Annotated in this window: 21 protein-coding genes, 3 pseudogenes, 2 riboswitches and 1 other annotated feature; of the genes and pseudogenes, 7 read left to right on the plus strand and 17 right to left on the minus strand. The window is 41.3% G+C overall.

Translation table 11 applies throughout. The features are described 5' to 3' along the window. Nucleotides 1–402: 402 nt before the first annotated feature. Nucleotides 403–936 carry a YqhR family membrane protein gene (locus tag ELQ35_RS12280; RefSeq protein ID WP_185861751.1) on the minus strand — a complete coding sequence of 178 codons (534 nt, stop codon included), beginning with the start codon at nucleotides 934–936 and terminating at the stop codon, nucleotides 403–405. Nucleotides 937–1,174: 238 nt separating this feature from the next. Here ELQ35_RS12280 and ELQ35_RS12285 point away from each other — a divergent pair, with 238 nt between their 5' ends. Both ELQ35_RS12285 and ELQ35_RS12290 read left to right on the plus strand, forming a co-directional pair. After that, nucleotides 1,175–2,122: a DUF1385 domain-containing protein gene (locus ELQ35_RS12285; protein ID WP_126865123.1), complete on the plus strand. Its 948-nt coding sequence runs from the start codon at nucleotides 1,175–1,177 to the stop codon at nucleotides 2,120–2,122. Between the two features lie 104 nt (nucleotides 2,123–2,226). After that, nucleotides 2,227–2,613 carry an SA1362 family protein gene (locus tag ELQ35_RS12290; RefSeq protein ID WP_246026058.1) on the plus strand — a complete coding sequence of 129 codons (387 nt, stop codon included), beginning with the start codon at nucleotides 2,227–2,229 and terminating at the stop codon, nucleotides 2,611–2,613. 150 nt (nucleotides 2,614–2,763) lie between these two features. Here the strand turns inward: ELQ35_RS12290 and ELQ35_RS12295 are convergent, their stop codons facing one another. Continuing rightward, nucleotides 2,764–3,660 (minus strand): patatin-like phospholipase family protein, encoded by an 897-nt coding sequence (locus ELQ35_RS12295; RefSeq protein WP_126865124.1) that lies wholly within the window; start codon nucleotides 3,658–3,660, stop codon nucleotides 2,764–2,766. Nucleotides 3,661–3,968: 308 nt separating this feature from the next. Here ELQ35_RS12295 and ELQ35_RS12300 point away from each other — a divergent pair, with 308 nt between their 5' ends. Next, complete coding sequence (locus tag ELQ35_RS12300; protein WP_126865125.1) at nucleotides 3,969–4,154, plus strand: hypothetical protein; 186 nt, start codon at nucleotides 3,969–3,971, stop codon at nucleotides 4,152–4,154. 120 nt (nucleotides 4,155–4,274) lie between these two features. Here the strand turns inward: ELQ35_RS12300 and ELQ35_RS12305 are convergent, their stop codons facing one another. The 9 genes and pseudogenes from ELQ35_RS12305 to ELQ35_RS12345 form a co-directional block, all read right to left on the minus strand. Beyond that, nucleotides 4,275–5,519, minus strand: coding sequence for an MFS transporter (locus ELQ35_RS12305; protein WP_126865126.1), 1,245 nt, complete (start codon nucleotides 5,517–5,519; stop codon nucleotides 4,275–4,277). A gap of 247 nt (nucleotides 5,520–5,766) precedes the next feature. Then, on the minus strand, nucleotides 5,767–6,174 hold the full coding sequence (locus ELQ35_RS12310) for an IS30 family transposase (protein WP_126865127.1): 408 nt from the start codon (nucleotides 6,172–6,174) through the stop codon (nucleotides 5,767–5,769). A 354-nt stretch (nucleotides 6,175–6,528) separates the two neighbouring features. Beyond that, nucleotides 6,529–7,086 carry a DUF1572 domain-containing protein gene (locus tag ELQ35_RS12315; RefSeq protein ID WP_126865128.1) on the minus strand — a complete coding sequence of 186 codons (558 nt, stop codon included), beginning with the start codon at nucleotides 7,084–7,086 and terminating at the stop codon, nucleotides 6,529–6,531. Between the two features lie 115 nt (nucleotides 7,087–7,201). After that, complete coding sequence (locus ELQ35_RS12320) at nucleotides 7,202–7,582, minus strand: retropepsin-like aspartic protease (protein ID WP_126865129.1); 381 nt, start codon at nucleotides 7,580–7,582, stop codon at nucleotides 7,202–7,204. Next, nucleotides 7,579–7,827: a hypothetical protein gene (locus tag ELQ35_RS12325; RefSeq protein WP_126865130.1), complete on the minus strand. Its 249-nt coding sequence runs from the start codon at nucleotides 7,825–7,827 to the stop codon at nucleotides 7,579–7,581. The genes ELQ35_RS12320 and ELQ35_RS12325 overlap by 4 nt, the downstream gene beginning before the upstream one ends. Before the next feature lie 238 nt (nucleotides 7,828–8,065). Beyond that, nucleotides 8,066–8,488: a FosM family fosfomycin resistance protein gene (fosM, locus tag ELQ35_RS12330; protein ID WP_126865131.1), complete on the minus strand. Its 423-nt coding sequence runs from the start codon at nucleotides 8,486–8,488 to the stop codon at nucleotides 8,066–8,068. An 82-nt stretch (nucleotides 8,489–8,570) separates the two neighbouring features. Beyond that, nucleotides 8,571–9,362, minus strand: coding sequence for an aminoglycoside phosphotransferase family protein (locus ELQ35_RS12335; RefSeq protein WP_126865132.1), 792 nt, complete (start codon nucleotides 9,360–9,362; stop codon nucleotides 8,571–8,573). 128 nt (nucleotides 9,363–9,490) lie between these two features. Then, complete coding sequence (locus ELQ35_RS12340) at nucleotides 9,491–9,940, minus strand: GNAT family N-acetyltransferase (RefSeq protein ID WP_246026059.1); 450 nt, start codon at nucleotides 9,938–9,940, stop codon at nucleotides 9,491–9,493. Between the two features lie 216 nt (nucleotides 9,941–10,156). Then, nucleotides 10,157–11,053, minus strand: a pseudogene (locus ELQ35_RS12345) (ISL3 family transposase); the annotation flags it as partial. Between the two features lie 195 nt (nucleotides 11,054–11,248). Beyond that, nucleotides 11,249–11,504: a binding site (T-box leader), on the plus strand. A 67-nt stretch (nucleotides 11,505–11,571) separates the two neighbouring features. On the opposite strand from ELQ35_RS12345, the gene ELQ35_RS12355 reads away from it, so the two are divergent. Then, on the plus strand, nucleotides 11,572–12,825 hold the full coding sequence (locus ELQ35_RS12355) for an MFS transporter (RefSeq protein WP_126865134.1): 1,254 nt from the start codon (nucleotides 11,572–11,574) through the stop codon (nucleotides 12,823–12,825). Between the two features lie 350 nt (nucleotides 12,826–13,175). Here ELQ35_RS12355 and ELQ35_RS12360 read toward each other — a convergent pair. The 3 genes and pseudogenes from ELQ35_RS12360 to ELQ35_RS12370 all read right to left on the minus strand — a co-directional run. Continuing rightward, nucleotides 13,176–14,294: pseudogene (locus ELQ35_RS12360) on the minus strand (vitamin B12-dependent ribonucleotide reductase); the annotation flags it as partial. A gap of 266 nt (nucleotides 14,295–14,560) precedes the next feature. Next, a pseudogene (locus tag ELQ35_RS12365) lies at nucleotides 14,561–15,997 on the minus strand (vitamin B12-dependent ribonucleotide reductase); the annotation flags it as partial. Nucleotides 15,998–16,472: 475 nt separating this feature from the next. Further along, nucleotides 16,473–17,309 carry a lipoate--protein ligase family protein gene (locus ELQ35_RS12370; RefSeq protein WP_126865137.1) on the minus strand — a complete coding sequence of 279 codons (837 nt, stop codon included), beginning with the start codon at nucleotides 17,307–17,309 and terminating at the stop codon, nucleotides 16,473–16,475. 184 nt (nucleotides 17,310–17,493) lie between these two features. Between ELQ35_RS12370 and ELQ35_RS12375 the strand changes: the two genes are divergently transcribed. After that, nucleotides 17,494–17,874 carry a rhodanese-like domain-containing protein gene (locus ELQ35_RS12375; RefSeq protein WP_126865138.1) on the plus strand — a complete coding sequence of 127 codons (381 nt, stop codon included), beginning with the start codon at nucleotides 17,494–17,496 and terminating at the stop codon, nucleotides 17,872–17,874. Between the two features lie 144 nt (nucleotides 17,875–18,018). Here ELQ35_RS12375 and gcvPB read toward each other — a convergent pair whose 3' ends face one another. Genes gcvPB through gcvT form a run of 3 tightly spaced genes read right to left on the minus strand, consistent with a single transcriptional unit; the run spans nucleotide 18,019 to nucleotide 21,940 of the window. Beyond that, a complete protein-coding gene (gene gcvPB / locus ELQ35_RS12380; RefSeq protein ID WP_126865139.1) occupies nucleotides 18,019–19,476 on the minus strand; it encodes an aminomethyl-transferring glycine dehydrogenase subunit GcvPB in 1,458 nt (485 codons plus the stop codon). Then, nucleotides 19,469–20,815 (minus strand): aminomethyl-transferring glycine dehydrogenase subunit GcvPA, encoded by a 1,347-nt coding sequence (gcvPA, locus tag ELQ35_RS12385; protein WP_126865140.1) that lies wholly within the window; start codon nucleotides 20,813–20,815, stop codon nucleotides 19,469–19,471. The genes gcvPB and gcvPA overlap by 8 nt, the downstream gene beginning before the upstream one ends. 18 nt (nucleotides 20,816–20,833) lie before the next feature. Beyond that, nucleotides 20,834–21,940 carry a glycine cleavage system aminomethyltransferase GcvT gene (gcvT, locus tag ELQ35_RS12390; RefSeq protein ID WP_126865141.1) on the minus strand — a complete coding sequence of 369 codons (1,107 nt, stop codon included), beginning with the start codon at nucleotides 21,938–21,940 and terminating at the stop codon, nucleotides 20,834–20,836. Between the two features lie 102 nt (nucleotides 21,941–22,042). After that, a riboswitch (glycine riboswitch) is annotated at nucleotides 22,043–22,130 on the minus strand. A 3-nt stretch (nucleotides 22,131–22,133) separates the two neighbouring features. Next, nucleotides 22,134–22,221: riboswitch (glycine riboswitch) on the minus strand. A gap of 424 nt (nucleotides 22,222–22,645) precedes the next feature. On the opposite strand from gcvT, the gene ELQ35_RS12395 reads away from it, so the two are divergent. Together ELQ35_RS12395 and ELQ35_RS12400 are read left to right on the plus strand one after the other, a co-directional pair. After that, entirely contained in the window at nucleotides 22,646–24,334 is a 1,689-nt protein-coding gene (locus tag ELQ35_RS12395; protein WP_126865142.1) for a DEAD/DEAH box helicase, read from the plus strand. Continuing rightward, complete coding sequence (locus ELQ35_RS12400; RefSeq protein ID WP_126865143.1) at nucleotides 24,312–25,106, plus strand: YqhG family protein; 795 nt, start codon at nucleotides 24,312–24,314, stop codon at nucleotides 25,104–25,106. The genes ELQ35_RS12395 and ELQ35_RS12400 overlap by 23 nt, the downstream gene beginning before the upstream one ends. Nucleotides 25,107–25,163: the final 57 nt, after the last annotated feature.

The raw sequence follows: 25,163 nt of genomic DNA on the forward strand, positions 1-25,163 counted from the left end.
AACCACCTAGATTGTGTGACTGCGGGGCACACTAGAAAAAAGAATGTTCTACATGAACATTCTACCATAATTCCAAATTCGCTTACACCCAGAAAAGCGCATGCGCCTTGAAGGAACGTCGACTAAGATCCGCCACGTCCTGTGGCGACATCAACGTCAGCACATCCTCGAAAAGCTATCGCTTTCCTTCGTGCGATGTAATGCTGACGAAGCGTTTCTTGTCCTGTGCAAGTCCGACAAGCATAAGCCAATCACAGCAAGAAGGCGAACACCCTTCTTGCTGTGATTGGCTTATCACCTCGAGGCCGACCAAGATCGCCACATCCTTATGTCTTCGTCGGCACTAGCACGTCCTGTGCGTCGGGGCTATTCGCTGGAGCTGGACAATGAAAGCTGACCACTTTAGTAATTCATATCAGCTTCCTGCTTCGCCTTTGCTTGTTTTTGTTTATCTATCTCCTGGTATTCATAGGAAATAGAATAGCCCACGAACACGCCATATAATATAAAAATGCAGAAGCTGGTGATTATTGTATTGGCAGTCATCTCTGCAAAGGTAGGAAAATCAGGAAACATTGGCTTTAAAATAAAAACTAATAACAGCCATAAGCCAGCTCCATATAAAATACCTGCAAAAATGCTTTTCGCCTTTTTCAATAAAAGGTAATAAATGAGCGCTGACAATATCGAAAGAACCCCGAACAGCAACAGGGACATCACGATTCCGAGCCAACCATGGACCCATGCCAAGGTGATCCATGAAGTCAGAATAAATTTCGGGCTGAAATCCATCATATTAAAATAATAGGCAATATGTCCGATGAAACTCCAAATAAGGCCGCCGAAAAATCCAATGACGATTGTATCGATCGCAAGCGACATTGAATGATCTTCTTCATTGCCTGGTTCATTTTGCTCTTGATTATGTTCAGACATGCCTTTCACCTCCATTTAATAGCATGCCCCTACGGAAATGGAATATTTTTTTCGGAGAAATTATTCTTTCCCCAGCTCTCTTTTCTAAAATCATAAAGTACATTTCTTTCGTTTAAGGCATAACGATTATTGTACAAAAACCAGGCTTTTCTAGTATTATTAAATAAGAATCGCAAGCCTTTCAAAAGTGTAAGATGAAATGCATGAAGAAAAATAACAGCATAGGTTGGTGTAGAAATTGGCCGAAACCCAAAAACCAGTATACGGAGGACAGGCGGTTGTGGAAGGCGTCATGTTTGGCAGTAAACGCCACACAGTTACCGCAGTCCGACGCAAAGATTCGACAATTGAGTATTATCATATTCCTCGCGAAAGTAAGCCTATAGTAAAGAAACTGAAAAGGATTCCATTTTTGAGAGGCATTGTCGCAATCATAGATTCAAGCGCCAACGGATCGAAGCATCTGAACTTTTCATCCGAACGCTTTGAGGTAGATCCTGCTGATGATGAAAAGCTCAAAAAAGAAGCATCATCCTCCAAACTGACCATGTGGTTGGGGGTGGCAGCTGTCGGGGTCCTTTCCTTCATCTTTGGTAAATTACTCTTTACACTGATCCCGGTTTTTCTCGCTGATTTGACGGAACCTATCTTCCAGGGGAAAACTGCTCAAATTCTTGTCGAAGGCTTTTTCAAATTAGTACTGTTGTTTTCCTATATTTATTTTGTGTCGCTCACGCCGATCATCAAAAGGGTTTTCCAATATCATGGCGCAGAACACAAAGTAATCAATTGTTTTGAAAGCGGCAAGGAACTGACAGTCAAAAACATCCAAGACTCATCCAGGCTCCATTACCGCTGTGGCAGCAGCTTTATCCTTTTCACTGTATTCGTCGGGGTTTTTGTGTATATGTTTTTTCCCACAGATCCGCTCTGGCTCAGAATCGTCAATCGGATTTTGCTCATTCCTGTGGTCCTTGGCATTTCATTCGAGGTGCTTCAGCTTACAAATCGATTGCGAGACGTTCCCGTCCTGCGCTATCTCGGCTATCCTGGTCTGTGGCTGCAGCTTTTGACCACTAAAGAGCCCTCAGACGACCAGGTAGAAGTGGCACTCGCTTCCTTCAACGAGCTTCTTAGATTAGAAAAAGAAACAGATACAGGTTTAAAGACAGAAAATATTGTGTAAAAAATAGGTAAGAGAAAAAAGAATCAGGCTTTGTCTACTTTTTTAAAAAAAGAAGTTTAAAAACCTTCAAAAATGCTTAAAATGCTCTTAAGGAGGTGTCTTTGTTGAATCGTTCCATTCCATACATGATTTATGGCATCATTGCATTGGCGGCCCTCGGACTGGCCAGCCAACTGTTTCATAATCCATGGGGCTTATTTAGAAGTATACTGATAATGGCTTTAGTGGCGGGAATTGTTTATTTCATCTATAAACGATTAACAAAGGGGAAGCCTAATAAAAGAGAGCAACGGGCATTTGTCAAAGCAGCTCGCCAATCAAAAAAAAGACATAAAACAAAAAAAGCTGCTTTCAAAGGAAAACGCGATAATATCGCCAGCTTTTCTTTAGCCAAGTCGTCTAAAAAACTCAACACCAGAAAAAAATCCGAGGCTCACTTAACAGTCATTGAAGGGAAAAAAAATAAAAAGAAAAACCGGGCTTTGTTTTAAAAAAGCCCGGTTTTTTGTATAAGAAAGGGCACGCTCTCGAAAACTTCTTGTTTTCGAAAAAAGTTCATGTTTATGTGTAACATTTGGAATCGTGTCAGATTGATTCTCGGTATCCATGGAGACATATTCTGGATTATCGCAAGATGCTGTTTAATATGTCCATTTCTTCAGGAACTTTTCAGTCGATTTCCTGCCCTGATTGATAAGCGCTCCCCTATTCTCTTCTGTCAATTCAAATTCAGTAGCTGATATCCCCTTCATCGGGATAAAAATGATATTTTTGACAAGCTTTCTTGAAATATACCTTGAATCGTGTGCATCTTTCATCGTCTTGAAAAGGGCACTGAACATCTCGATCGCATTATCGATTTCATGTGGCTTTTTTTTACTATCTTCATCTCCGTTTAATTTGATTCCAATTACCGGCCGTTCCTTCTTACGGTTGTCTGAATCAAAAAGCCACATCGGAAAGTTGCTTAATACACCGCCATCAACAAAAATATTATCTGCTTTTCTGTTGCCTGTCTTCAACCTGACTGGTTCGAAGAAATAAGGAATGCTGCAGCTCATCCTGACTGCTTTGGCAACCGGAAAACTGTCTGGTTCAATTCCATACTTATTGAGATCGTCAGGCAATACGACCAGTCTTCCATCGCTAATATCGGAGACGATGATCCTCAGGCTCTGATCCGGCAAATCCGCAAAAGTGACTACCCCTTTTGCAGCAAGTTTTTCGCTGATCCACTTTTCAAGGGCATCGCCTTTATACAAACCCAATTTCCAATAAACCATCAGCCACTTTAAAAACGGAATCGGTAAGCAATTTCTTTTCCGTTTATCCAAAAGCTCACTTACATCCATTTCGTTTAACATTGTAATCAATTCATTGCTAGTATAGCCGGCCGTAATAAACGCAGCAATAATCGAACCGGCACTTGTCCCTGCTGTCCTGCAGAATCTAAAGCCCTTTTCCTCCAGCACCTGAACAGCCCCGACCAGGGCAAATCCTTTAATTCCTCCCCCAGAAAATACACCGTCAATAATCATTGTGCCCACCCCTGCTTAGGCTTTTATACAATGTAGTCAGGGGATAAGTTGTATGTTACTAAATTCTTTTCTTCTTTATCGCTGTTCAGGTAAAATACTTGATTTCACTTTCCGGAAAAAAAGCGGCCGATATAACCCCTGATTGTAGCTTCTAGCTCAGCGTCATCTTCGGTTTGATACACATCCTTTAACAGCAGGGTATGTTTGTTAGTTATGAAGTTCAGAAAAATTGACACCCTAATTCATAAGGATCGTTTTTCTGAATCCTGTACTTCAAAATTTTTTTTAAGGAGGAGGAGACATAGATCATGAAAAAAAGAGAAGAACAATTTCTAACCAATGCCTCAAAAGAAAAGCAGTTTACCATTGAAAGTGACACTTTTCCAAACCTGAAGAATATCCCCGGTGATTCTGTGGATGAATATACAGATTTAAAAACAGCAAACATCATTCTTGCTGGAGAAGAAATAGGCCAGCAGAACGAAAATTTATAAGAAAAACGGAAGCGCTAGTTCTGAATGATCGATTAATGCCCGACCGTCGATGTCAGCGTGGACGGCAAAAAAGACCGATTGCATATTGTATTGTAATCGGTCTTTTTCCCTTTCATTTTGTCATGCATGAGCTTCCTTCTTTTCGGCATTCTCAGTTTTGATGAACTTTAACACGATGAACATAATGAGGATGCCAATAACCCCGGACGCAATATAACTAACATTTAAGTAATTTTTCATTAGGATGGACATGAGCGGGGGTCCTAGTGCTACTCCGGTAAAACGGGCCGAACTGTAAAACGCCGAAATCGTTCCCCTTTCTTCCTTCTCAATATTTTCGGTAATCATGGCATCCAGTGTTGGCAATAGTGCACCAATCGCGATTCCAACAAGGCTGGTGACAACTAAAAGCAGTATCAACCTGGCTTTCGTGTATCCGACAAACACCACACTGATCGACATGAGAATCAAACAGGCAATAATCAGCTTTTTCATCGCAGGAAGGCTACCCTTTATTGTCCTCCCGGTAATAAAGGATGAAATACAAAGCAAAAACAGAGGAATAGCAATAATAAAGCCTTTCTTCACGCCTTTTAATTGATGGATTGCCTCCAGGCTGTCGGACAGGAAAAACAGCATTCCGAATAAAATAAGCATGACGAATGCACCTAGCAGGAAGATGGTGAACAGCCATTTCCCTTCCTGCTTAAACGTTTTTTTGGTTGTATTGATAAATTCCTTAAATTTTTTCGGCTCCTCTTTCTCTTTGGGAACTTTTATAAAGAAAAATACAAGGATGATCGAAATCAGACTAAAAAAGGAGATAGAGAAAAACGGCAGATACCATATAAAAGCGGCAAAAAGCGAGCCAAGAATCGGGCTGAGCACTTTACCGAACGTATTGCTCGTTTCAATGATTCCAAGGCATGAGCTCGTTTTCTCGTCATCATCCTTATACAGATCACCGACTAATGGCAAAATGATCGGGGAAGCGCCCGATGCCCCGATCCCCTGTAACACCCGGCCAATAATGATCCAGGTGAAGGGATGTTCGAGTTTCCAGGAGGCAAACCCGGCGATAAGCCCGCCAAGCAGAGCAATGACCAAAGCTGGCAGAATCACTTTCTTTCGGCCAAGCGTATCCGATAAGTAGCCTGCGACCGGTATTAGAAAAATCGAAGCAATTGAATAACTGGTAATAACCATACTCGATTGAAGTGATGTGATCCCGACCTTTTCCTCAAAGATTGGCAGAATAGGGATCAGCATCGAGTTTCCCAGCGTCATCACGAGTGGGATCGATGCCATGCTGATGATACACCATGCACTGACTTTATTCTCTTCTGTAGCTTTCTTTTGTTCCATCCTTCCACCCCATCAAGCCATTTATATTAATATAGTGTCCTTTATGAGGAAATACTTTCGAGCAAAAAAAAGGAAACGCAGTTTGGATAGCTTCACTTTCATTCCAAATCCAAAAACCTGACAGTATGGTTCGCTGTCAGGTTGTAGCCCTGGAATAAAGTTTGATGGTTAATTGTAAAATCAAATGCAACACTTAGTGAAACCGTATCCCATCAGGGGATAGGTGGCATTGTTTGGACAGTGTGGCTTAAGCCACACTGTCCAAACATTGCGCGAACGCCTCATCCGGTGTCTGATAGTCTAGAATTTTCCTTGGCAGCTGATTGAGCCAGGATTCTACTTGCTCAATCTTCTCATCGGAGTAAGTGTGAATCGGTTGTCCTTTCTTGATGAATCGGCGAATGAGCCCGTTGTGTCTCTCGTTGGTTCCACGCTCATAGGAGGCGTAAGGATGTGAAAAATAGACAGCGATTTCTTTGTCTGTTCCAAGTTCTGCCAGGTTACTAAATTCAGACCCGTTGTCCGCGGTGATGCTTTTGAATACCTGTGGCATCTTATCCTCATAAGACAGGAGAATGGCCCTGACTGCACTTGTGACGGAATCGGAATCCTTGGCTGAAGCGTACCATGACCTCTTTTCGGGTCTTTCGCTCAACTAAAGTGAGCAGCGCATCATCGTTGGATTTTTGGCCGATGACAGTGTCTATTTCCCAGTGTTCGAATTCTTCCCTGGTCTCTACGGTGTCCGGGCGCAGATCAATACTATCTCCGAGGATCCGCTTATGTACTCTCGGTTTGTTTTTTTTGTTGGAACGCCTAAATAAACTGCATTACCTGTCATCATTTGTAACACCTCCCTACTTGCTTACCTTTTTTCTAGAACTCTTTTCCATATTAAATCTAGAAATCCTTGTTAAAGAATGCTGCCCTTTCAAGCAAAAATGGGCGCAATTTTATTCCAGAATGGCGCCCTTTTTTATTGAACAAATCTAATGTGTTTTATAGGGTATCATTTATTGGTTTCCTTATTACAACTCTGGTTTCTTTTCAGAGTTTGTTGTAAATATTCCTCCGATTTCCCCACGGGGATGCTAAGGCTTTCCCAATTCTCATCTTTTAATTGCTTACCTATATAAACGATTTGCCCTACGTGATAAGCATAATGAGCCATTTGCCTCTCAATCGCTTCCAGCACCGTGTGATTTTCACCACGGATATATATACTATTTAATAAATCCTGATCTTTTAACCCATTTAATGTTTCAAAAAGTGTATTCCAACCCTTTTCCCATACTGTTATCAATTCTTGTTTTGATGATATATCATCTTCAAATTCTTGATCACGATTTCTGTAAGATTTTTCTCCATCTGAGATTAAAAAGTCAGACCATCTGGACACCATATTTCCACCTAGATGCTTTGCTATAACTGCAACACTATTAGAGGCTTCATTCAAATTCCAGTGAATATCTTCTTCTGACAACTGACTTATTGTCTTATCTCCAAGACCTTTAACGCTTTTAAATCTTTCCAGCACAACTTTCAAATATTCATTTCCAAGATTCATTAATGTCCCCCCTTCAAATAAGCCATTGTGTAGAGTTCCTCCAGTTTTGCGCCCGATTCTTGAATAACGAATTTCGCTAATTATTGCTTTTGTTTCGTATCAATTCATATTTTGATTAATGATTTTGAACTAATTCTAATTTTTCTAAATCAATGATAAACTTTCCATTCATTAGGATATCTAGTCCTATCAGACCGTTGATACCCCAATCATTTAGATCTCCAAAATCTAACTTCATTTCTGAAATTTCGTGTGTACCTAACTTAGTAAAATCAACTAGTTTTCGGAAAGAATACTCTTCACCGCCAATTCCATACGCACTTACCAGAGGATCTCCATTTTCAAAGTAAATTCCTATATCATCAACAATGTCGGATGAGATTAGTGTATGAGCTGCACCAGTATCTATAACAAGCTTATCTATTATTTTCGTTTTTCCTTTATAAGAAATCGCCATTTTAACTTCTAGTAAACGATTTACCAATTCTAACTTCATAATCTCATACCTCTTAAACCAGTAGGGTTTCTCATTTCAATAACAATTTTTTCAGAACCTGTATGATAAACAATGGTATCACCTTTTGATTTAAGTAACTCTTTTGTAGCTAATTTAGAATCTCCAATAAGATTAATTAATGCAACATCCGTTACAATCTTTTTATCATTTTCTAAATAAAAACTAAGGATATTGAGTTTCACATACTGATCTGGATATATTTTACGAATTTCTTCCCATCTCATTGTTTATCACTCCTTGTCTTGTTTCTTATATTTACCATAGCATATTCTTATTACAACTTAAATAATTGCCTCTGTTAGTAACGCAAGAAAATTTAGAGATTAATTTACCGAACCATAAGAACCCTTGAAATACAAGAAAAAGGCCACTTTCATTACTCAAGAAAAGCGCCCGATTGTTGAAAATCATTGCAAGACCTTATTGAACAAAAGCCCCCGTTTGTTTAATTAAGAAGTCCTTTTAATCAAAAAACTCCATATGTGTTTTCTCTTGTTTGTAGTAATCCAATCTATCTTGTAATGTACCTGTATGAAATTCAAATTTATGACCATCTGGGTCAGTAAAATATATGGACTTTTTATCTTTTTTAGCTCTTGAACGACCTTTCAAAATGTTTACATTCAATTCTCTTAGTTTTTCGTATATTTTATCAAATTCGGCTTCTTCAATAGAAAAAGCTATGTGTGTGTATGATTGGTTTATTTCATTACGTGGTATATCTTTCTCTACATTGAGAGCCAGCCATATTCCATCTAAATCAAAGTAAGCAGTGCTTCTACCTTTTACTAACAACTTAGCATCAAATACATTTTTGTAAAACTCAATGGATTTTTCTAAATCAGAAACTGAAAATAAAAAATGATTAAGCCCTTTTATCGACACTGTATCACCTCAACCTGCTATAAGAAATATGCGAATCCTCTTGTTGATGGTTCGCACCCATTGGTTCAGCAAAAACCTCCCTTTAAATCCACTCTTTTCCATGTTCACCAATGAATTTAATATCGTTTTGATAATGTTCAAGATGCCCTTCATCTATCATCTTTTGAAAAGCAATGTCACCTTCACTGGCTTTTCTTGTAATTATTTTACATAGCCCTTCTAATCGTAGCAATACCATTTCCAAATAATCTTCTTCTATTCCCTCACCGTAAGAATCAAAAAACAATCTAACTCTTTGTTTTATACTGTTAGCATGCTGTAATGAATTATAATAAACTTTCTCACCTGTTTCAGAAAGATAAAATCTACTTAGGGGGATGCAAGTATAAAGAGTATAAGCTATGTCCCAAAGTCTAGGACCAGGTCCAGCAACATCAAAATCAATAATACCTATTGGTCTTTCATGATTAAAAATAATATTGTATATTGCAAAATCATTATGGCATAGTACCTCAAATTGTTGGGGGGTGTTATCTATCGATTGCCAGCTATCATCAAATGAAAAATCACTCACAGCATCATGATAAAGACGGAGCATCTTTGCTATTTCTTTTAAAACATTATTTGACCACATATATTCTTTTAAAGGATAATTACCAGCTTCTCCCTCAATAAATGATAATATTTCTCTTTGTTTCTCATCAATTCCTAAAAGCTTTGGTGCATAACTGAAACCTTTGTTCTCCAAATGCTTTAATAGCTTATGAATTTTGGGACTATCTGGCTTTAATTCTCGTCGCACAGTATCTTCCAAACGATAAACGTTAGAGACATTCCCTCCTGTTAGCATTTCTTCGTTTTCATGGTTTGACATCTAAATATTCCTCCCTAATATGACTTTCTATAAACCGTAAAACAGTTCAACTAACCCGTTAATTTAAGTACATCCACTACACAATCTTTATTATACTTTACATAAATATCCAATTATCTTATTAGTTGTTATTCAATTATCTGGTCCTTAACATAAAGAAAAAGCACAATTCTTGCTACAGAATTGCGCCCTTTAGCTTTTTTCTTATATGATTGCCATACTCCTCCTGAACCAATTGTAAAGCCACACTTTTTATAAAAGTTAGTCTTATTTTCCTCATATGTTACCGTTACAATCCCTAATCCAAAACGTTCAGACTCTCTCAATAATTCCTTTATCAACTCAACTCCAATTCCTTGTCCTTGATACTCAGGATGAACGATTATATCTTCCATATAACCATGTTTTAAGCCCATTCCACAACCAAAAGCAATCAGTTTATTATTTTCATCTCTTACCCCAGCCCAAAAATTACAACGCTCAAACAAAGTCGGGTAAACTTTTTCTCGTCTACTCCAACCAACAAGTTCTCTTAATTCTAGCACTTCATTATTAGATATTGGAATGTTTATAATCACTTTTTAGTTCATTTTATTCCTCTCTCATTCACCTACAATAGAATTCTATGCTAATTTCTATATGATGAAGCCTTATCCTTCTTCCACTAAACGGTTCTATAATTGATTAAAGACCAAGAGAAATGGACTGCTGAAACAGTCCATTGTTGTTCAATTCTTGCGCCCGATTACTGCATAGTCAAATGTCAAGTCGATGTTCTAAGTTAGAAACCTAATTCGATAACTTTCCTTCAGTTCATAGGCCTGTTTCAGTTCCTCTGATAAATCCAAATAACGATCCAGATGCCATCGTTCGTTTCTGTGAGACAGTCTTGAGCTTTATGAAACACATGCTTCATCCGTTTGCACTTCTTACGATCATAGTCATGAAACGCCTGTTGGGCACGTCTTCTCACTCCATCCAGTGCCCAGTAAATATACCGGCAAAAGTGGAAACGGTCTGCCACAATACTGGACGGCTCAAGGCCATTTGTACGGCTGCTTTAAAGTATTGGCTCATATTCATGATAACTACTTGAACCTGGGCACCATGCTTTTGCAGGTAGTGCTTGATTGTACTTTTATAGCGGCTAGGAAGAATATCCAGGGGTTGCTTTGTGATCCCGTCGGCAATAATTAACTGATATTTCCCTTCTCTGGTGTCCCCTTTATATTCATCAATGGCAATGACTGCTGGAAGCTCCTTTACCGCACGAATTTCACTTTTTGCCAGACGGTCAAACCGGCGTACAATGGTAGATGAAGAGGTACCATAATGTTGGGCCGTTTCTTTAAACGTCTTTCCTTTAATAGCCCGGATCGATACGGCTTGATTCCACTCTACTGACGTTCTCTGGTAGCGCTCAACAATGGGTGTTTTCTCTGAAAAGCGTTTCCCGCAGTCACACACATAACGGCGACGTCTATAAAAATTTGAGTGGTTCGTTCAAACCATTTTATATGATGGATCTTTTGAATCCGGTAATCATGTATCTTATTGGTTCTCGCGTTGCACTGGGGACAACGGTGGGTCCTCGGTTCCATCTCCACAAAAATACGCATCACTCCTTCTGCTTCATCTACCTTAGTGACGATAGCTTCTTTCAATCCCGGAATATCCATGGTACTATTCATTTACACGGAACCCCAATTCTCTTTACTTGTTTCTCGATAATTCAAGTATAAAGAAATTAGGGCTTTGCGTGTCTTTTGTATCTAGACCCCAACAAATATAATAGAGCCAAAATAACAATTATAATTATTAGTGTGGAGTATTAAAAAATTTCTTTACTTTCCACTTAAAGATTTGGTACGATTATCCACAATCAAATAAACGCTATGAAGAGAAGAGTATAATCGGCAATTCTTTAAAGAGAGCTTCAGTTGGTGAAAAGGAGTAAGAATTAATGGTTGGAAGCAAGCCTCAGAGCAGCACATTGGATCCATGTAGGTGATAGTGTGACAGGAGCTCCTGTTATAGAGCTAGGGTATATGTATGGTCTTCCTACCGTACCTAATAAGGGTAATATGGTGACATATTATCAAACTGGGGTGGCACCACGGCACGCAACAACTCGTCCTCAAGACAAAGGTCTTGGGGGTGAGTTTTTTTATTGTCCAAGTTTAAATTCACAAAAGGAGTGGAAATAAAAATGCGTATAAAAAAGTTTATAAGGTCGTGGAAATACCCTTCCATTTTATTGTCCAGTATTGGTATTTCGAGTATAGGGGAATGGGTGTATTTTATAGCATTAAATTTAATCGTTCTTGATATGATGGGCGTAATTGCTGTCTCGGGTCTATATATACTTCGAGCTTTATCTGCGTTGTTTACTAACTTTTGGTCAGGTAGTCTAATTGACCGATTAAATAAAAAGCATCTTATGGTGTGGCTTGCTATATTCCAAGCAGTGTTTATTGCCTTACTTCCTTCACTAACGTCTCTTTGGGCAATATACGGTATTGTCTTCTTAATAAGTATAGCTAGTTCCATGTACGGGCCTACGTCAATGACTTATATCACGAAGTTAATTCCCCGTGATCAAAGAAAACAATTTAATTCTCTCAGAAGCTTAATTGATTCTGGAGCATTTGTTATTGGGCCTGCTATTGCAGGAATGATGTTTATGATTGGCACCCCCAATTTTGCGATATACACTAATGCAATAGTTCTATTTATATCAGCACTAATCACATTATTCATGCCCAATATTGAAAAAGATGATTTTATTGAAACTAAAGATGAAAAAATAAGCTTGAAGGTATTGAAACTTGATTGGCAATTAGTTGTTGATTTTAGTCGTAAACACGTGTACATTATGGTCATTTACTTACTATTCAGTGCGGTGATGGTTTTGGCAACTGCTATAGATTCACTGGAAGCAGCATTCTCTACAGAAGTGCTCTCTTTATCAGAGAGAGATTATGGACTCCTGGTGAGTATTGCGGGTGTTGGAATAATTGTCGGCTCCTTAGTAAACATAATAATTGTTAAAAAGATAGCTACCTCCTGGCTGATTGGTCTTGGCTCCTTAATGATTTCAATCGGTTATATAATTTATGCCTTTTCAGGTAATTTTTTAACCGCAGCAATTGGTTTTTTTATCTTATCATTTTCGATGGCTTTTATGAACACAGGATTTTACACATTTTATCAAAATAATGTTCCTGTCAGCGTAATGGGTCGGGTTGGTAGTGTTTATGGTTTCATCGAAGCTTTTTTCATCATTATTGGGACTATAATTTTTGGAATTATGGCCGAATTGATATTTATTCGCTTCGTCGTTGTATTAGGAAGCCTAATTATGTTTGCAGTAACGATTATATTATTTATCTTTAATACACAACCCTCGAAAGCAGAGTATTATTCTGAGAAACATCAGTTACAAACTTCTGGCACTGATTAGAAATGTACAAAATAGCTTTAAGAAATGTGGAGTTAATGTAAGACGCAATAGAAACCCAATTTCTCAGTGTCAAAATGGGAAATTGGGTTTCTATTTGTTCAACAGGCGTGCACTTTAACCTAATATCAACCCATGTTATTTTGCAAGCAGTTATTCCATTAAATGGCCCGATTGCGGTATAACCTTAAATTACTTTTACCATAAGAAACCCCTTTAGACAAATTACATCCAAAGGGGTAAAACTTCGCAACTTTTTTATAAACATCGTGACTTTGTTTTAAACATCGCATCTTTTTTACAAACATCGCGACTTTATTTTAAAGCCACACAGGTTTGTGTGCGTTATAGGTTTACAGGCCGCATTTCAATTGGGCGCCGCAGTTGGTACATGTGTTGCAGCCGCCTATTTCGTTTACTTCACCTTTACGGCAGACGGGACAAGTATTTCCTACTTCAGATCCGATTGTTACATTAGTGGACCGCAATTCATTGATGGTATCAACCAGGACTACTTTTTTCTTTTCTTCTGGATATTCCAGATCGAACTCATCCAGATTGTTTTCTTCTGCCTTCAAAGTAAGCACCTGGCTGTCACGGCTGCCGTCGACATAAACCGTTCCGCCCTTTGCTCCGCCTTTGTACAGGCGCTCATATACATTTTCGACCTGCTCGACCGTATAGCCTTTCGGTGCGTTGACCGTTTTGCTGATGGAACTGTCAATCCAGCGCTGGATGATGCATTGCACATCAGCATGTGCTTCCGGTGCAAGCTCCATCGAGGAAATAAACCATTTCGGAAGGTTATCAGGATCGGCATCCGGATTTCTGTCCAAATACTCCCGCACGATATCCGCCTTTACCTCGATGAATTTCCCGAGCCGGCCGCTTCTATAGTAGGTGAAGGAGAAGTAAGGTTCGAGACCTGTGGAGACTCCGACCATCGTCCCAGTAGATCCAGTTGGAGCAACAGTTAATAAGTGTGAATTACGAATTCCGTTTTCTAGAATTGATTTCCGCACGTCTTCAGGCATTTTCTTCATAAAGCCGGTTTCGATAAATGCATGTCTTAAACGATTTGTTTCTTCATGTGATTTTCCTTCAAGGAATGGAAAGCTTCCTTTTTCTTTTGCGAGCTCCACGGATGCACGGTAGGCAGTAGTGGCAATCGTTTCAAAAACCTTATCAATCAAGACGTTGCCTTCTTCGGAACCATACTCTGTTTCACAATAAATCAATAAATCATGAAGCCCCATGACTCCTAGCCCGACACGGCGTTCGCCAAGTGCCTGTTTTTTATTTTCTTCAAGGAAATAAGGAGTGGCGTCAATGACGTTATCCTGCATTCTGACACCGATTTCTACGGTTTTTTTCAATTTTTCAAAGTTTACCGATTTAGTTTCTTTATCTGCCATTTCAGCGAGATTCACTGCTGCAAGATTGCAGACCGAGAATGGAGCAAGCGGTTGTTCCAGTTTGTTATCGTAAAGGCTTTTTATCCTCTACTTCTTACACTTCTTATTTGTGTAAGTTCAGCATATCTTTTCATTACACTTGATTCATTAAATGCGTAATGTTGCGGCCTCGTGGGAGAATTATATTCTGCTTTCGCAGGTTCATCATCCTATGCGTTGCCCCTGGCTGGAAATTTACTCCCAGCCTTCGGTTCGGATTAGCATCTCAGCCTTCCCGCTTTATTCCGCAATTTTTAACGTGAGGCAAACTAAGCTGCTCTACCACACGGGTTCGTCGCCACAACCTGCTGCCCGTACGCTTTAGCATTGGTCATGTCATTCGCATTGTCAATAAAGAAAATGCCTGGCTCAGCTGAATAGGTTGCACAGATATTAATCAGATTCCAAAGCTCTTTAGCCTTAATTCTGCGGTAGACACGGACTTTATGTCCCTGTTTTTCCCACTCGCGCACATCCCCGACGTTATGCCATTCTTCGTTGTATAACTTCATTTTATCAGCGTCATAGCCTTCGACATCGGGAAAGCGAAGCTCATATACTCCATCGTTTTCAACAGCATCCATAAATTCCTTTGTAAGGCAGACAGAGATGTTTGCACCTGTCAGGAATTCCGGATTGTGGACACTGTAGGTTCCCCCTGCGGCCAACTTGTTTTCTGCATCTCTAATAATTTTATCGTTAAAGCCGCCCTGGCCAGGAATGTTTTTATAATTAATAATTCCCTGGTACATCCCTTCCTCTTGCTCAGTATGCGGAGTGAATTTCAATTTTTCATTTGCGTATTTCTTAATTGTTTCGTCACTTGTATTTTCGATTAAGTAGCGGAGAATCCTTGGGTTTTGCATTTTTGAAATAATGAATTCAATGATATCTGGATGCCAGTCCGTAAGCATGATCATCTGAGCTCCGCGTCTTGACCCGCCCTGCTCAACCAAATGCGTCAGTTTCGCAATATCATCCAGCCAGGAAACCGACCCTGATGATTTTCCATTGACACCTTTTGCGAGCGTGTTCCTTGGACGAAGCGTCGAGCCGTTTGTACCGACACCGCCGCCGCGGCTCATGATCTCCATGACCTGCTTGCGGTGCTCAGAAATTCCTTCGCGTGAATCCTGGACAAAAGGCATGACATAGCAATTGAAGAACGTTACCTCGGTATCGGATCCCGCTCCGTATAGAACACGTCCTGCTGGTACGAAATGTAAATCGGCAAGCTCTTGATAGAACTTCTCGAACCATTCCTTGCGCTTTTCTTCTGTCGTTTCCACGGAAGCAAGTCCAGTTGCATTTCTTTTCGCGACTTGTTCGTAATAGATTTCCAACGGCTTTTCGATTACATCAAGGGAGCGGAGGATAATGCCTGTTTCGATTTCTTCAGGCTTGTCCAGCGCGCCGCGATACTCCTCATCAACCAACACTTCTGCTTTCTTGTTCTCCCAATCAATGCTCTGGATGAATCCCAATCCCCTTGCCGGAAACTTTGGATCCTCTTTGATCGTCAAGACAACGAAATCACCATTCGTCAATGTCACTTTCTCGGTATCCTTGAACGAATAACGGTCAATCATCACCAGTCTTGAAACGCCCTTATGCGTTCGGAACATGTCAGGTGTGATCTTGTGCACTTGTGGAAATAAGGAAATGTCCTTATTCAATCTTTCTACATTAATTTTTATGGGTTGTTTATAAACAACAGACATGGCTACCTCTCCTTTTGTTACAATTCCCTTCCTAGATGCGATATCTATATGTAGATATTATAAAATCTGTTTCAGGTAACAAGGTACCCTTAATCTATCACACCAAAACCCCAAAATCAATATATAGTGTATGATTTATTTCAGCCAACACTATATATTGTGTCTTAGGTCAATTCCCTTCATCTTTGTCAATCCGAAAAAAACTCACTCTACTAAAGCATATTATAGAAAATTATCGATTTAAGCCAGTTTTTAAGCGAATTTCGACTATTTTCGCCGTTGCATTCTTTTGCTTCTTTTTGAGTGCTTATGGCTGCTGAAAAACCGCCGAATCCTTGATAAATGCAAAATGTTTTTCCGAAAACAAAAAACGGCCGAAGCCGCTTTTATTACATGCTACTCATCACAGTTTTTATAAAAAAATTTCTGGCAGGCAATCCGCTAACCAACGATCATCCTTGCCAGTCGTTTTAAGCTATCTCATAAAGTTCCACTCATCGCTTTCATACTTTGATTTAGCAAGGTGATTGATTTCAACGAGTTGCTTGTCGCTCAGGGTATATAGCTGCAATTCGATATCAAGGCCCTCCGCAAAGCCTTTTTTGAACGCTTCTGTTGCTTGGGGGATATCTATTTTGCGGCTTGTTAGATCATGAATCGCAACAGCCTTAGCTCTAAAGCTTCTCATCATTCTTTCTTTAACCCTGTCATTTGGAAAATTGAACATGCTGAACAATTTATCCTCATCTAAATCAAGCAAGATAGACCCGTGTTGCAGGATGACCCCTTTTTGCCTGGTCTGCGCGCTGCCGGCTACCTTTCTGCCTTCGACCACCAGCTCATACCAGCTTGGTGCATCGAAGCAAACCGACGATCTCGGCTCCCGTAAAGCGGCCTTTTCATTATCCGTCTTCGGCACGGCAAAGTAAGCATCCAGGCCAAGATTTTTGAATCCCCTCAAAATCCCTTCGGAAATAACACGGTATGCTTCCGTGACATTCTTCGGCATATTAGGGTATTCCTCATTAACAATTACACTGTATGTAAGTTCATGCTCATGCAAAACAGCTCGGCCGCCAGTGGGCCGTCTGACGAAACCCGCGCCTTGCTTTTTAACTTCTTCGAGATTGATTTCTTTTTCGGCTTTCTGGAAATAGCCTATGGAAAGGGTCGCCGGGTCCCAGCCGTAAAAACGGATGATCGGCGGAATCCTGCCATTGCTGTGCCAATTCAACAGCGCTTCATCCATAGCCATATTAAAAGACGGGGAGCAATTTCCCGAATCAATGTATGCCCAGACTTCTTTTTTCATATCAAACCCTCTTTACTATCATCATTACCCTAGTAGTGTATCAAACTTATCTGCTAATAAAAAGCAAACAAGCTCTTCTGACGTTACTTTCGTTTTCGGTAAAAAACTTTTTGATTAATAGAGCGTTCAATAATATAATAAGGAATGTCTGTATTGCCTTTAGCAAAGAAAGGGGTCCTGAGCTTTGACATTATATATTTTATTGGTCATCTTGGCTGCAATCATTGCTTATTCCATATTTAACTGGGTTAGCCAGCGCAGAATAGCAAAGACGTTAAGCCAGGAAGAATTTGTGGCAGGGTATCGCAAAGCACAGCTGATAGATGTACGGGAACCGAACGAATTTGACGCGGGCCACATTTTAGGCGCGAGGAATATTCCTTTATCCCAGCTAAAAACCCGCCTGAAGGAGCTTCGTCAGGACAAGCCTGTCTATCTATACTGCCAGAGCGGACTGAGAAGCGGTAGAGCCGCGCAAATGCTGCACCGAAAAGGGTATAAGGAACTGTATCACCTAAAGGGCGGCTTTAAACAGTGGAGCGGTAAAATTAAAACGAAGAGCTAAAGAATCCATGCTTTATGGATTCCTTTTTTCTTCATATATCCATTCTGCTGACTAAAACTAAGTTCATTGAATCGCTAGAGCGCCTAAAAAAATCCCTGCCAATTTTCATCAATTGGCAGGGATTTTTGATTATTGATAGTCTTTCTATGCCTGATAACGAAGCACAGGCTTCCTCGCTGCAAGCGTTTCATCCAGGCGTTTGATCACTGTTGTATGCGGTGCCTCCTGGACGATTTCCGGAGTTTCTTCTGCTTCTTTGGCAATCTGGATCATCGCCTCAATGAAGGCATCCAATGTTTCCTTTGATTCCGTTTCTGTCGGCTCAATCATCATGCATTCCTCGACATTCAGCGGGAAATAGATGGTAGGCGGATGATAGCCGAAATCGAGCAGCCTTTTGGCAATATCGAGCGTACGAACACCAAGTTTCTTTTGTCGCTTGCCGCTTAAGACGAATTCGTGCTTGCAATGTCTGTCAAATGGAAGATCGTAGAAAGGCGCCAATCTCCTCATCATATAATTAGCATTAATAACGGCATTTTCCGTTACCGCCTTCAAACCGTCCGGACCCATGGATCGGATGTACGTATAAGCGCGCACGTTGATGCCAAAGTTGCCGTAATACGGCTTCACGCGGCCGATAGACTCCGGCCTGTCATAATCAAGGAAAAACGTGCCGTCCTTCTCAGCCACCAATGGTTTTGGAAGGAAACGAATCAATTCGCTTTTCACACCTACTGGCCCAGATCCTGGACCGCCGCCGCCATGCGGACCGGTAAATGTTTTATGAAGGTTTAAATGGACCACGTCAAAGCCCATGTCCCCTGGGCGGGCTTTGGATAGTACAGCGTTCAGGTTGGCGCCGTCATAATAGAGCTTCCCGCCTGCACTGTGGATAATCTCAGCCATTTCCAATATGTTTTCTTCAAATAAACCTAGTGTATTTGGATTTGTCAGCATCAGGGCTGCCGTGTCAGGTCCGACTACCCGCTTTAGATCCTCAAGGTCAACAAGGCCGTATTCATTTGATTTAACCGTAACTGTCTCAAAACCAGCCACCGTTGCCGATGCCGGATTCGTACCGTGGGCAGAATCAGGGACAATGACCTTGGTACGGGCAGAGTCACCATTTGCTTCATGGAAGGCACGGATCATCATCAGCCCCGTCCATTCGCCATGCGCGCCTGCTGCAGGCTGCAATGTCACCTGGTCCATGCCGGTAATTTCAATTAAATGCTCCTGAAGGTCATACATTAGCTCTAGGGCTCCCTGGACAACAGCTTCATCCTGGTATGGGTGAATATGGGCAAAACCATTTATGCGGGCCACATTTTCATTGATTTTCGGATTATATTTCATCGTACAGGAACCAAGGGGATAAAAACCGGAATCAACACCATGGTTACGGTGAGAAAGAGCCGTATAATGGCGCATAATATCCAACTCCGATACTTCAGGAAGCTCGGCAGCTTCCTCACGGATATATTCAGCCGGAAGAATGTCTTCAATGGAAACAGCTTCTACATCCATTTCAGGCAGGCTGAAGCCAATCCGACCCGGTGTGCTGATTTCGAAAATTAGTGATTGATCTTGGTTATTCATGGCTATCCCCCAATTCCTGCACAAATGCATCAATTTCGTCTTTCGTCCGCAGTTCGGTAACCGCTACAAGCATATGGTCCTCAAGCTCTGGATAAACACGGCCTAAATCGAAGCCCCCAATGATATCTTTTTGGAACAGCCTGTCATTGACAGTTTTATAGGCAGCGGGAAGCTTTATTACAAATTCATTAAATGTCGGTCCGTCAAAGACAGCTTCTATTCCTTTTTCCTGTAATGACTTCTTTGCATAATGTGCTTTTTGAATATTGCGGATTGCCATCTCCTTGACACCTGTTTTCCCAAGGGCTGTCATCGCGACGGAGGCTGCGAGGGCATTCAATGCCTGATTCGAGCAAATATTGGAAGTCGCTTTATCACGGCGGATATGCTGTTCGCGGGCCTGCAATGTCAGAACAAAGCCGCGCTTACCGTTGTCATCGACCGTCTGTCCTACCAGCCTTCCCGGCACTTTCCTCACTAATTTGTTGGTGACCGCAAAATATCCGCAGTGCGGTCCGCCAAAAGCTGCAGGAATCCCAAAGACTTGAGCATCCCCGGCCACGATATCAGCTCCGAGTTTTCCTGGAGGGGTTAGCGCTCCGAGTGCCAGCGGATTGCTTGAAACAATGAACATCGCTTTGTGGGCGTGAACAATTTCCTCAATTTCTTTCAATGGCTCAACCCGGCCAAAAAAGTTTGGATACTGCACGACAACACCGGCAATATCCTCACTGATTAATTCCTTTAGCGCAGCAGTATCTGTAATTCCATCCTTATAAGGAACCTCAATAACGTCTACATAATGTCCCTTTGCATATGTGTTGATTACGTCTCGGCTTTCCGGATGGACTGCGCTTGAAAGCAAGATCTTTTTTCTGCGTGTCTGGCCCGTGCTAAGCATCGCAGCTTCTGCGAGCGCCGTCCCGCCATCGTACATCGATGAATTGGCAACATCCATGCCGGTCAATTCACAGATCATCGTCTGAAATTCAAAGATTGCTTGAAGCTCTCCCTGGGAAATTTCAGGCTGATACGGGGTGTAAGCCGTATAAAATTCAGAACGGGAAATGACATGGTCGACGATAATCGGTGTGTAATGGTCATAAACACCGGCGCCAAGGAAAGAGGCATAGCTTTTTAGATCGGCATTTTTTGCTGCTAATCGTGTAAGTTCCTTTAATAAGGAAGATTCTGATTTTGCAGGTTTAATCTTGTATTCTCCCTTAAACCTGACACTTTCAGGTATATCATGGAAAAGTTCATCAACGGTTGAGACACCGATATCAGAAAGCATCTCTTTTTTGTCTTGTTCTGTCATCGGTAAGTAGCGATGTTTCATTTGGATTACCCTTCCCCTCTATTTTTTGGCCCTTTTGTAAAATGGTGTGGCAGCAACTTTCGCTTTTATTCGTTTGGAGCGGATTTCTACTTCTACCTCCGCGCCAATTTCTGTATACTCTTTTTTCAGAATAGCGAGCCCGACATTTTTCTTTAACGTAGGTGATTGGGTCCCGGTCGTCACCTCACCGATCAATTCTCCGTCCGCATAAACCGGATATCCGTGACGCGGGATGCCGCGGTCGATCATTTCGATGCCGACGATTTTACGGGGTGCGCCTTTTTCTTTTTGCTCAGAAAGTACCGCTTTCCCGAAAAAATCAGCCTCTTTATCGGTCTTGACTGCAAAGCCAATACCAGCTTCTATCGGTGTAATATCAGGACTCAACTCTTGCCCGTAAAGAGCCAGATTCGCTTCAAAACGAAGCGTGTCGCGGGCTCCAAGGCCAATTGGCTGTATACCTTCTTCCTTTCCTGCTTCGAGCAGTTCTCTCCACAGCACGGGGCCATCCTCAGCTTTACAGTATATCTCGAACCCGTCTTCCCCGGTGTAGCCGGTTCGGGATACCAATGCATCTTTTCCATTCAAGTCTACGTTTTCTTTAAATGTGAAGAATTTGATTTCACTCAAATCAGTATTTTTAGACAATTTTTGCAGCACTTTTTCTGCTGCCGGTCCTTGAAGCGCCAGCTGGGCAATCTCAGATGAAATATTATTCAGCTCGACGTCCTCGACCACGTTTGTTTGGAGCCAATTATAATCTTTTTCTATATTGGCGGCATTAACGACGAGAAGATAGTCTCCCTCGCTTTTTTTATATACAATTAAATCATCCACAGTGCCGCCATTTTCATAGCACATTGCGGTATACTGTGCACCGCCCGCCTTAAGTTTCAACACATCGTTTGTCAGCATTCTTTGCAGGAAAGCAATACTTTCCGGGCCTTTCACTTCTATTTCACCCATGTGCGAGACATCAAACAAACCAACTTTTGTCCGTACTGTTTCATGTTCATCTTTGATGCCTGAAAACTGCACAGGCAGCTCCCAGCCCCCAAAATCAATGGTTTTGCCACCAGCTTCTCTGTATACTCCATGCAACGGCGTTCTTTTTAATTCAGACAATTCATTTTCCCTCCCTAACGATTCTTTTTCACTGGACTCAAGCCTTTTTACAATAAAAACATAAAAAAAAGGACAGAGAAGCTCCTTAAAAAAAGAGCTATTCTCTGTCCTGGTACCTGAGAGTTTACCTGTGTTAGGTTTTCCCCTTTGGTGGTCCCGTTCACAACCTGTGTCCGGACGCTCTCCAGAGTCGCGTCGAGCAAGGGTTCTTTTGCCTGAGAGATTCACTTTCCAGCTTGCTCCTTCGGCGCTACATTTGTAGTCTCTCCCCTTGCCTTCATCCGCTTATAAGAGTGTTAGTTGTGGCCCACAGGATGTGGGTTACACAGACGTTGCCACACGATGCGGCGGTATATTAGTGTGTGTGTTCCTTGCTTAAGGGCTTTAGGTGCAGTTAGTCACCTCAAGCCTTGCTTCTTTGATTTCTCTTAGCCTAGAAATGGGTTCTTACTGTACGTTAAAGCGGGATAATTACCAATATATTGGTCATACTAAGAAAAGCGCAAGCGCCTGTGATCAAATGCAACCAAATCTACTCTCATCCTACATTAAGGTTTATTTTTCTGCAATCCTTTTTATAAGAAAACGAGAAAAAACTGATAGTTATACAGAAAACTATTAATTAACGTTCGTCTTTTAAGGGGATAAAGACCTTTTTTATCTGATTTTACTCCGTTTTTTCCTTTAAACCATGGAGGTGGCATCATGAAGATTAATATAACGTTTGATACAGCATGGGAAGAAGAATTCTTACATAGAGCCGAAGAAGATGGGCCGTGGGCAAACTGGGAGTTATTTAAGCTTGCCGTACAAATAGACGAATATCTGGTCATCCCTGATTTTGAAGGTTTGCAGGCCCCGAAACATCTCCCTCAGCTAAAGCCTCTTCCCCATCAGTTAGAAACCGCAAAACAGGTTGTTGAAAACATGAATGGGAAAGCAATTCTTGCCGATGAAGTGGGACTTGGCAAAACGATTGAAGCGGGCTTGATTCTTAAAGAATATATGATTCGCGGCCTTGTAAAAAAGGTGTTGATTCTGGTTCCTGCATCACTGGTCACACAATGGGCCTTTGAGCTTAACACAAAGTTTCATATTCCCGCTGTCGTGCAGCGAAAGAGCTATGTTTGGGATTCCTGCGACTGCATCGTTTCATCAATCGATACAGCGAAAAGAGATCCCCACCGGGAGATTATTTTCAATCAGGAATACGATTTGATCATCATTGACGAAGCTCATAAACTGAAAAACAATAAGACAAAAAACTATCAATTTGCCCAAAGTTTAAAAAAGAAATTCTGTTTGCTCCTTACGGCTACACCTATCCAAAACAAAGCCGAGGAAATTTTCCACCTCGTTTCCCTGCTGAAGCCGGGACATCTCGGTAACGCGGCATTATTTTCGGAAAAATTCAAGGGAAAAGGCAGGGGCATTAATGATGACCAGCATTTAAAAGAGCTCGTTAATACGGTGATGATTCGGAACAGAAGAGGGGATACTGGGATTGAATGGACGAAGAGAATTGTCGAAACGATTATTATTGAATTTTCGCCAACCGAACAAGCGCTTTATGATGCCATATCACAGTTCAAACCTGCTTCTGCTGACGGCGTAGGTAGCTCTTTTTCGGCACTTACTTTGCAAAGGGAAGCTTGCAGCAGCCGGGAAGCCGTTTATTATACGCTTAAAAACATGAGGGAAAAAAATGAAAACCCTGCACAGCCATTTTTGGACGTGCTTGATCATTTGTCGGTAAAGGTGAATGAGGTGGAGCGAAATTCGAAAGCCGAAAAGGCATTGGAGCTGATCAAGAAAATCGATGATAAGGTGATCATCTTTACGGAATACCGCGCCACCCAACTGTATTTACAATGGTATTTAAAACAGCACGGGATCACTTCGGTACCGTTCCGCGGCGGCTTCAAACGCGGGAAGAAGGATTGGATGAAAGAACTATTCCAGAAGCATACCCAGGTCCTGATTGCTACAGAAGCTGGCGGTGAAGGGATTAACCTGCAATTTTGCCATCATTTAATAAATTTTGATTTACCATGGAATCCGATGAGGCTTGAACAGCGGATTGGACGTGTCCATCGTTTGGGCCAGGAGGAAGACGTCAAAATCTATAATTTCGCAACGAAAAATACGGTGGAAGAGCATATATTGAAGTTATTATACGAAAAGATCAACCTGTTTGAAAAAGTAATCGGTGAGTTGGATGATATTTTAACCAAGCTCGATATTGGAAATATCGAGGAGTATTTGATCGATGTGGTTGGTGCATCGAGAAGTGAAGGAGAAATGAAAATTAAGATGGATAGCTTATCATCGCTGATCCAGTTTGCCGAGGACATGAAGGAGGAAGAGAGCCGTGCAGCAACAGGAAATTCATAACTTTTTGATCACATATTTTCAATCTAATAACTGTGAAGTCGTTGAAAACCAACCCGGTTATCTCGCTGTCCAGCTCACTGTCCAAATGGATAAGGAATTGATGAACCGTCCGTTTTACTGGCATTACCTTGAAAAAACGGGCGGGATTCCTAACCCAATGAGCTTGACACTCATTACAGATCCGTTAAAAGCACCAGAAGATCTGAAAGGCGAAAACATCCATTTCGGATCTCCAAGACTGCATCAAATATTTCAATCTACAAAGAAACTGGCTGGCTTTATCAGACTGTACGAAGATACAAAATCATATTCGACAGGTCAGTATCCGCTATATCCATGGCTATGCCTGAATGTGAAGGTGTCATATCAATGCGACCGCAAAAAAGATGTCTTTATTTCCGCCGGGCTGAATCTGATATCCGGTGAGATTCTTGAGGATTTCCACCACAGGGTTCTTGCTTTGGAAGTAACACCAAAGATCCCCGACTTTTCGTTTACATTGTCGCCATTGATCATGCCAAAAAGCGGTTTGTCACGGCTGGATACCTTTATCCGCCGGACATTCGAAGGCGATGATCATTCCTGGGCTGAAGAAGCGGTAAAAAGATGGGATAATGACTTGGAGCTGCTCGAACATTTTTATGAAGATATGGAAGAAAAAAGCGAGAGCTACTATACGGAAAAGAAAGCGCTGCGTGCGCAATATGAACCGAAAATCGATATCTCTGTTGTGAACGGCGGACTTTTTTATCTCACTGATAAAGCGGTATAAACAGAAGGTGTGATGATTGCAATATCCCCAGGTGAAAATGACAAAAAGGCCCTGTCC

It is taken from the genome of Peribacillus cavernae, assembly GCF_003989135.1.
GTDB classification, from domain to species: domain Bacteria; phylum Bacillota; class Bacilli; order Bacillales; family DSM-1321; genus Peribacillus; species Peribacillus cavernae.

Excerpts from the sequence above, each read along its gene's own strand:
- ELQ35_RS12355 (WP_126865134.1), top strand. The coding sequence starts at position 11,572 with ATGCGTATAAAAAAGTTTATAAGGTCGTGGAAATACCCTTCCATTTTA.
- ELQ35_RS12335 (WP_126865132.1), bottom strand. The coding sequence starts at position 9,362 with ATGTCAAACCATGAAAACGAAGAAATGCTAACAGGAGGGAATGTCTCT.
- ELQ35_RS12325 (WP_126865130.1), bottom strand. The coding sequence starts at position 7,827 with ATGAGATGGGAAGAAATTCGTAAAATATATCCAGATCAGTATGTGAAA.
- ELQ35_RS12305 (WP_126865126.1), bottom strand. The coding sequence starts at position 5,519 with ATGGAACAAAAGAAAGCTACAGAAGAGAATAAAGTCAGTGCATGGTGT.
- ELQ35_RS12370 (WP_126865137.1), bottom strand. The coding sequence starts at position 17,309 with ATGAAAAAAGAAGTCTGGGCATACATTGATTCGGGAAATTGCTCCCCG.
- gcvPB (WP_126865139.1), bottom strand. The coding sequence starts at position 19,476 with ATGAATAACCAAGATCAATCACTAATTTTCGAAATCAGCACACCGGGT.
- gcvPA (WP_126865140.1), bottom strand. The coding sequence starts at position 20,815 with ATGAAACATCGCTACTTACCGATGACAGAACAAGACAAAAAAGAGATG.
- ELQ35_RS12315 (WP_126865128.1), bottom strand. The coding sequence starts at position 7,086 with ATGAATCTTGGAAATGAATATTTGAAAGTTGTGCTGGAAAGATTTAAA.
- ELQ35_RS12295 (WP_126865124.1), bottom strand. The coding sequence starts at position 3,660 with ATGATTATTGACGGTGTATTTTCTGGGGGAGGAATTAAAGGATTTGCC.
- ELQ35_RS12300 (WP_126865125.1), top strand. The coding sequence starts at position 3,969 with ATGAAAAAAAGAGAAGAACAATTTCTAACCAATGCCTCAAAAGAAAAG.
- ELQ35_RS12395 (WP_126865142.1), top strand. The coding sequence starts at position 22,646 with ATGAAGATTAATATAACGTTTGATACAGCATGGGAAGAAGAATTCTTA.
- ELQ35_RS12320 (WP_126865129.1), bottom strand. The coding sequence starts at position 7,582 with ATGAAGTTAGAATTGGTAAATCGTTTACTAGAAGTTAAAATGGCGATT.
- ELQ35_RS12280 (WP_185861751.1), bottom strand. The coding sequence starts at position 936 with ATGTCTGAACATAATCAAGAGCAAAATGAACCAGGCAATGAAGAAGAT.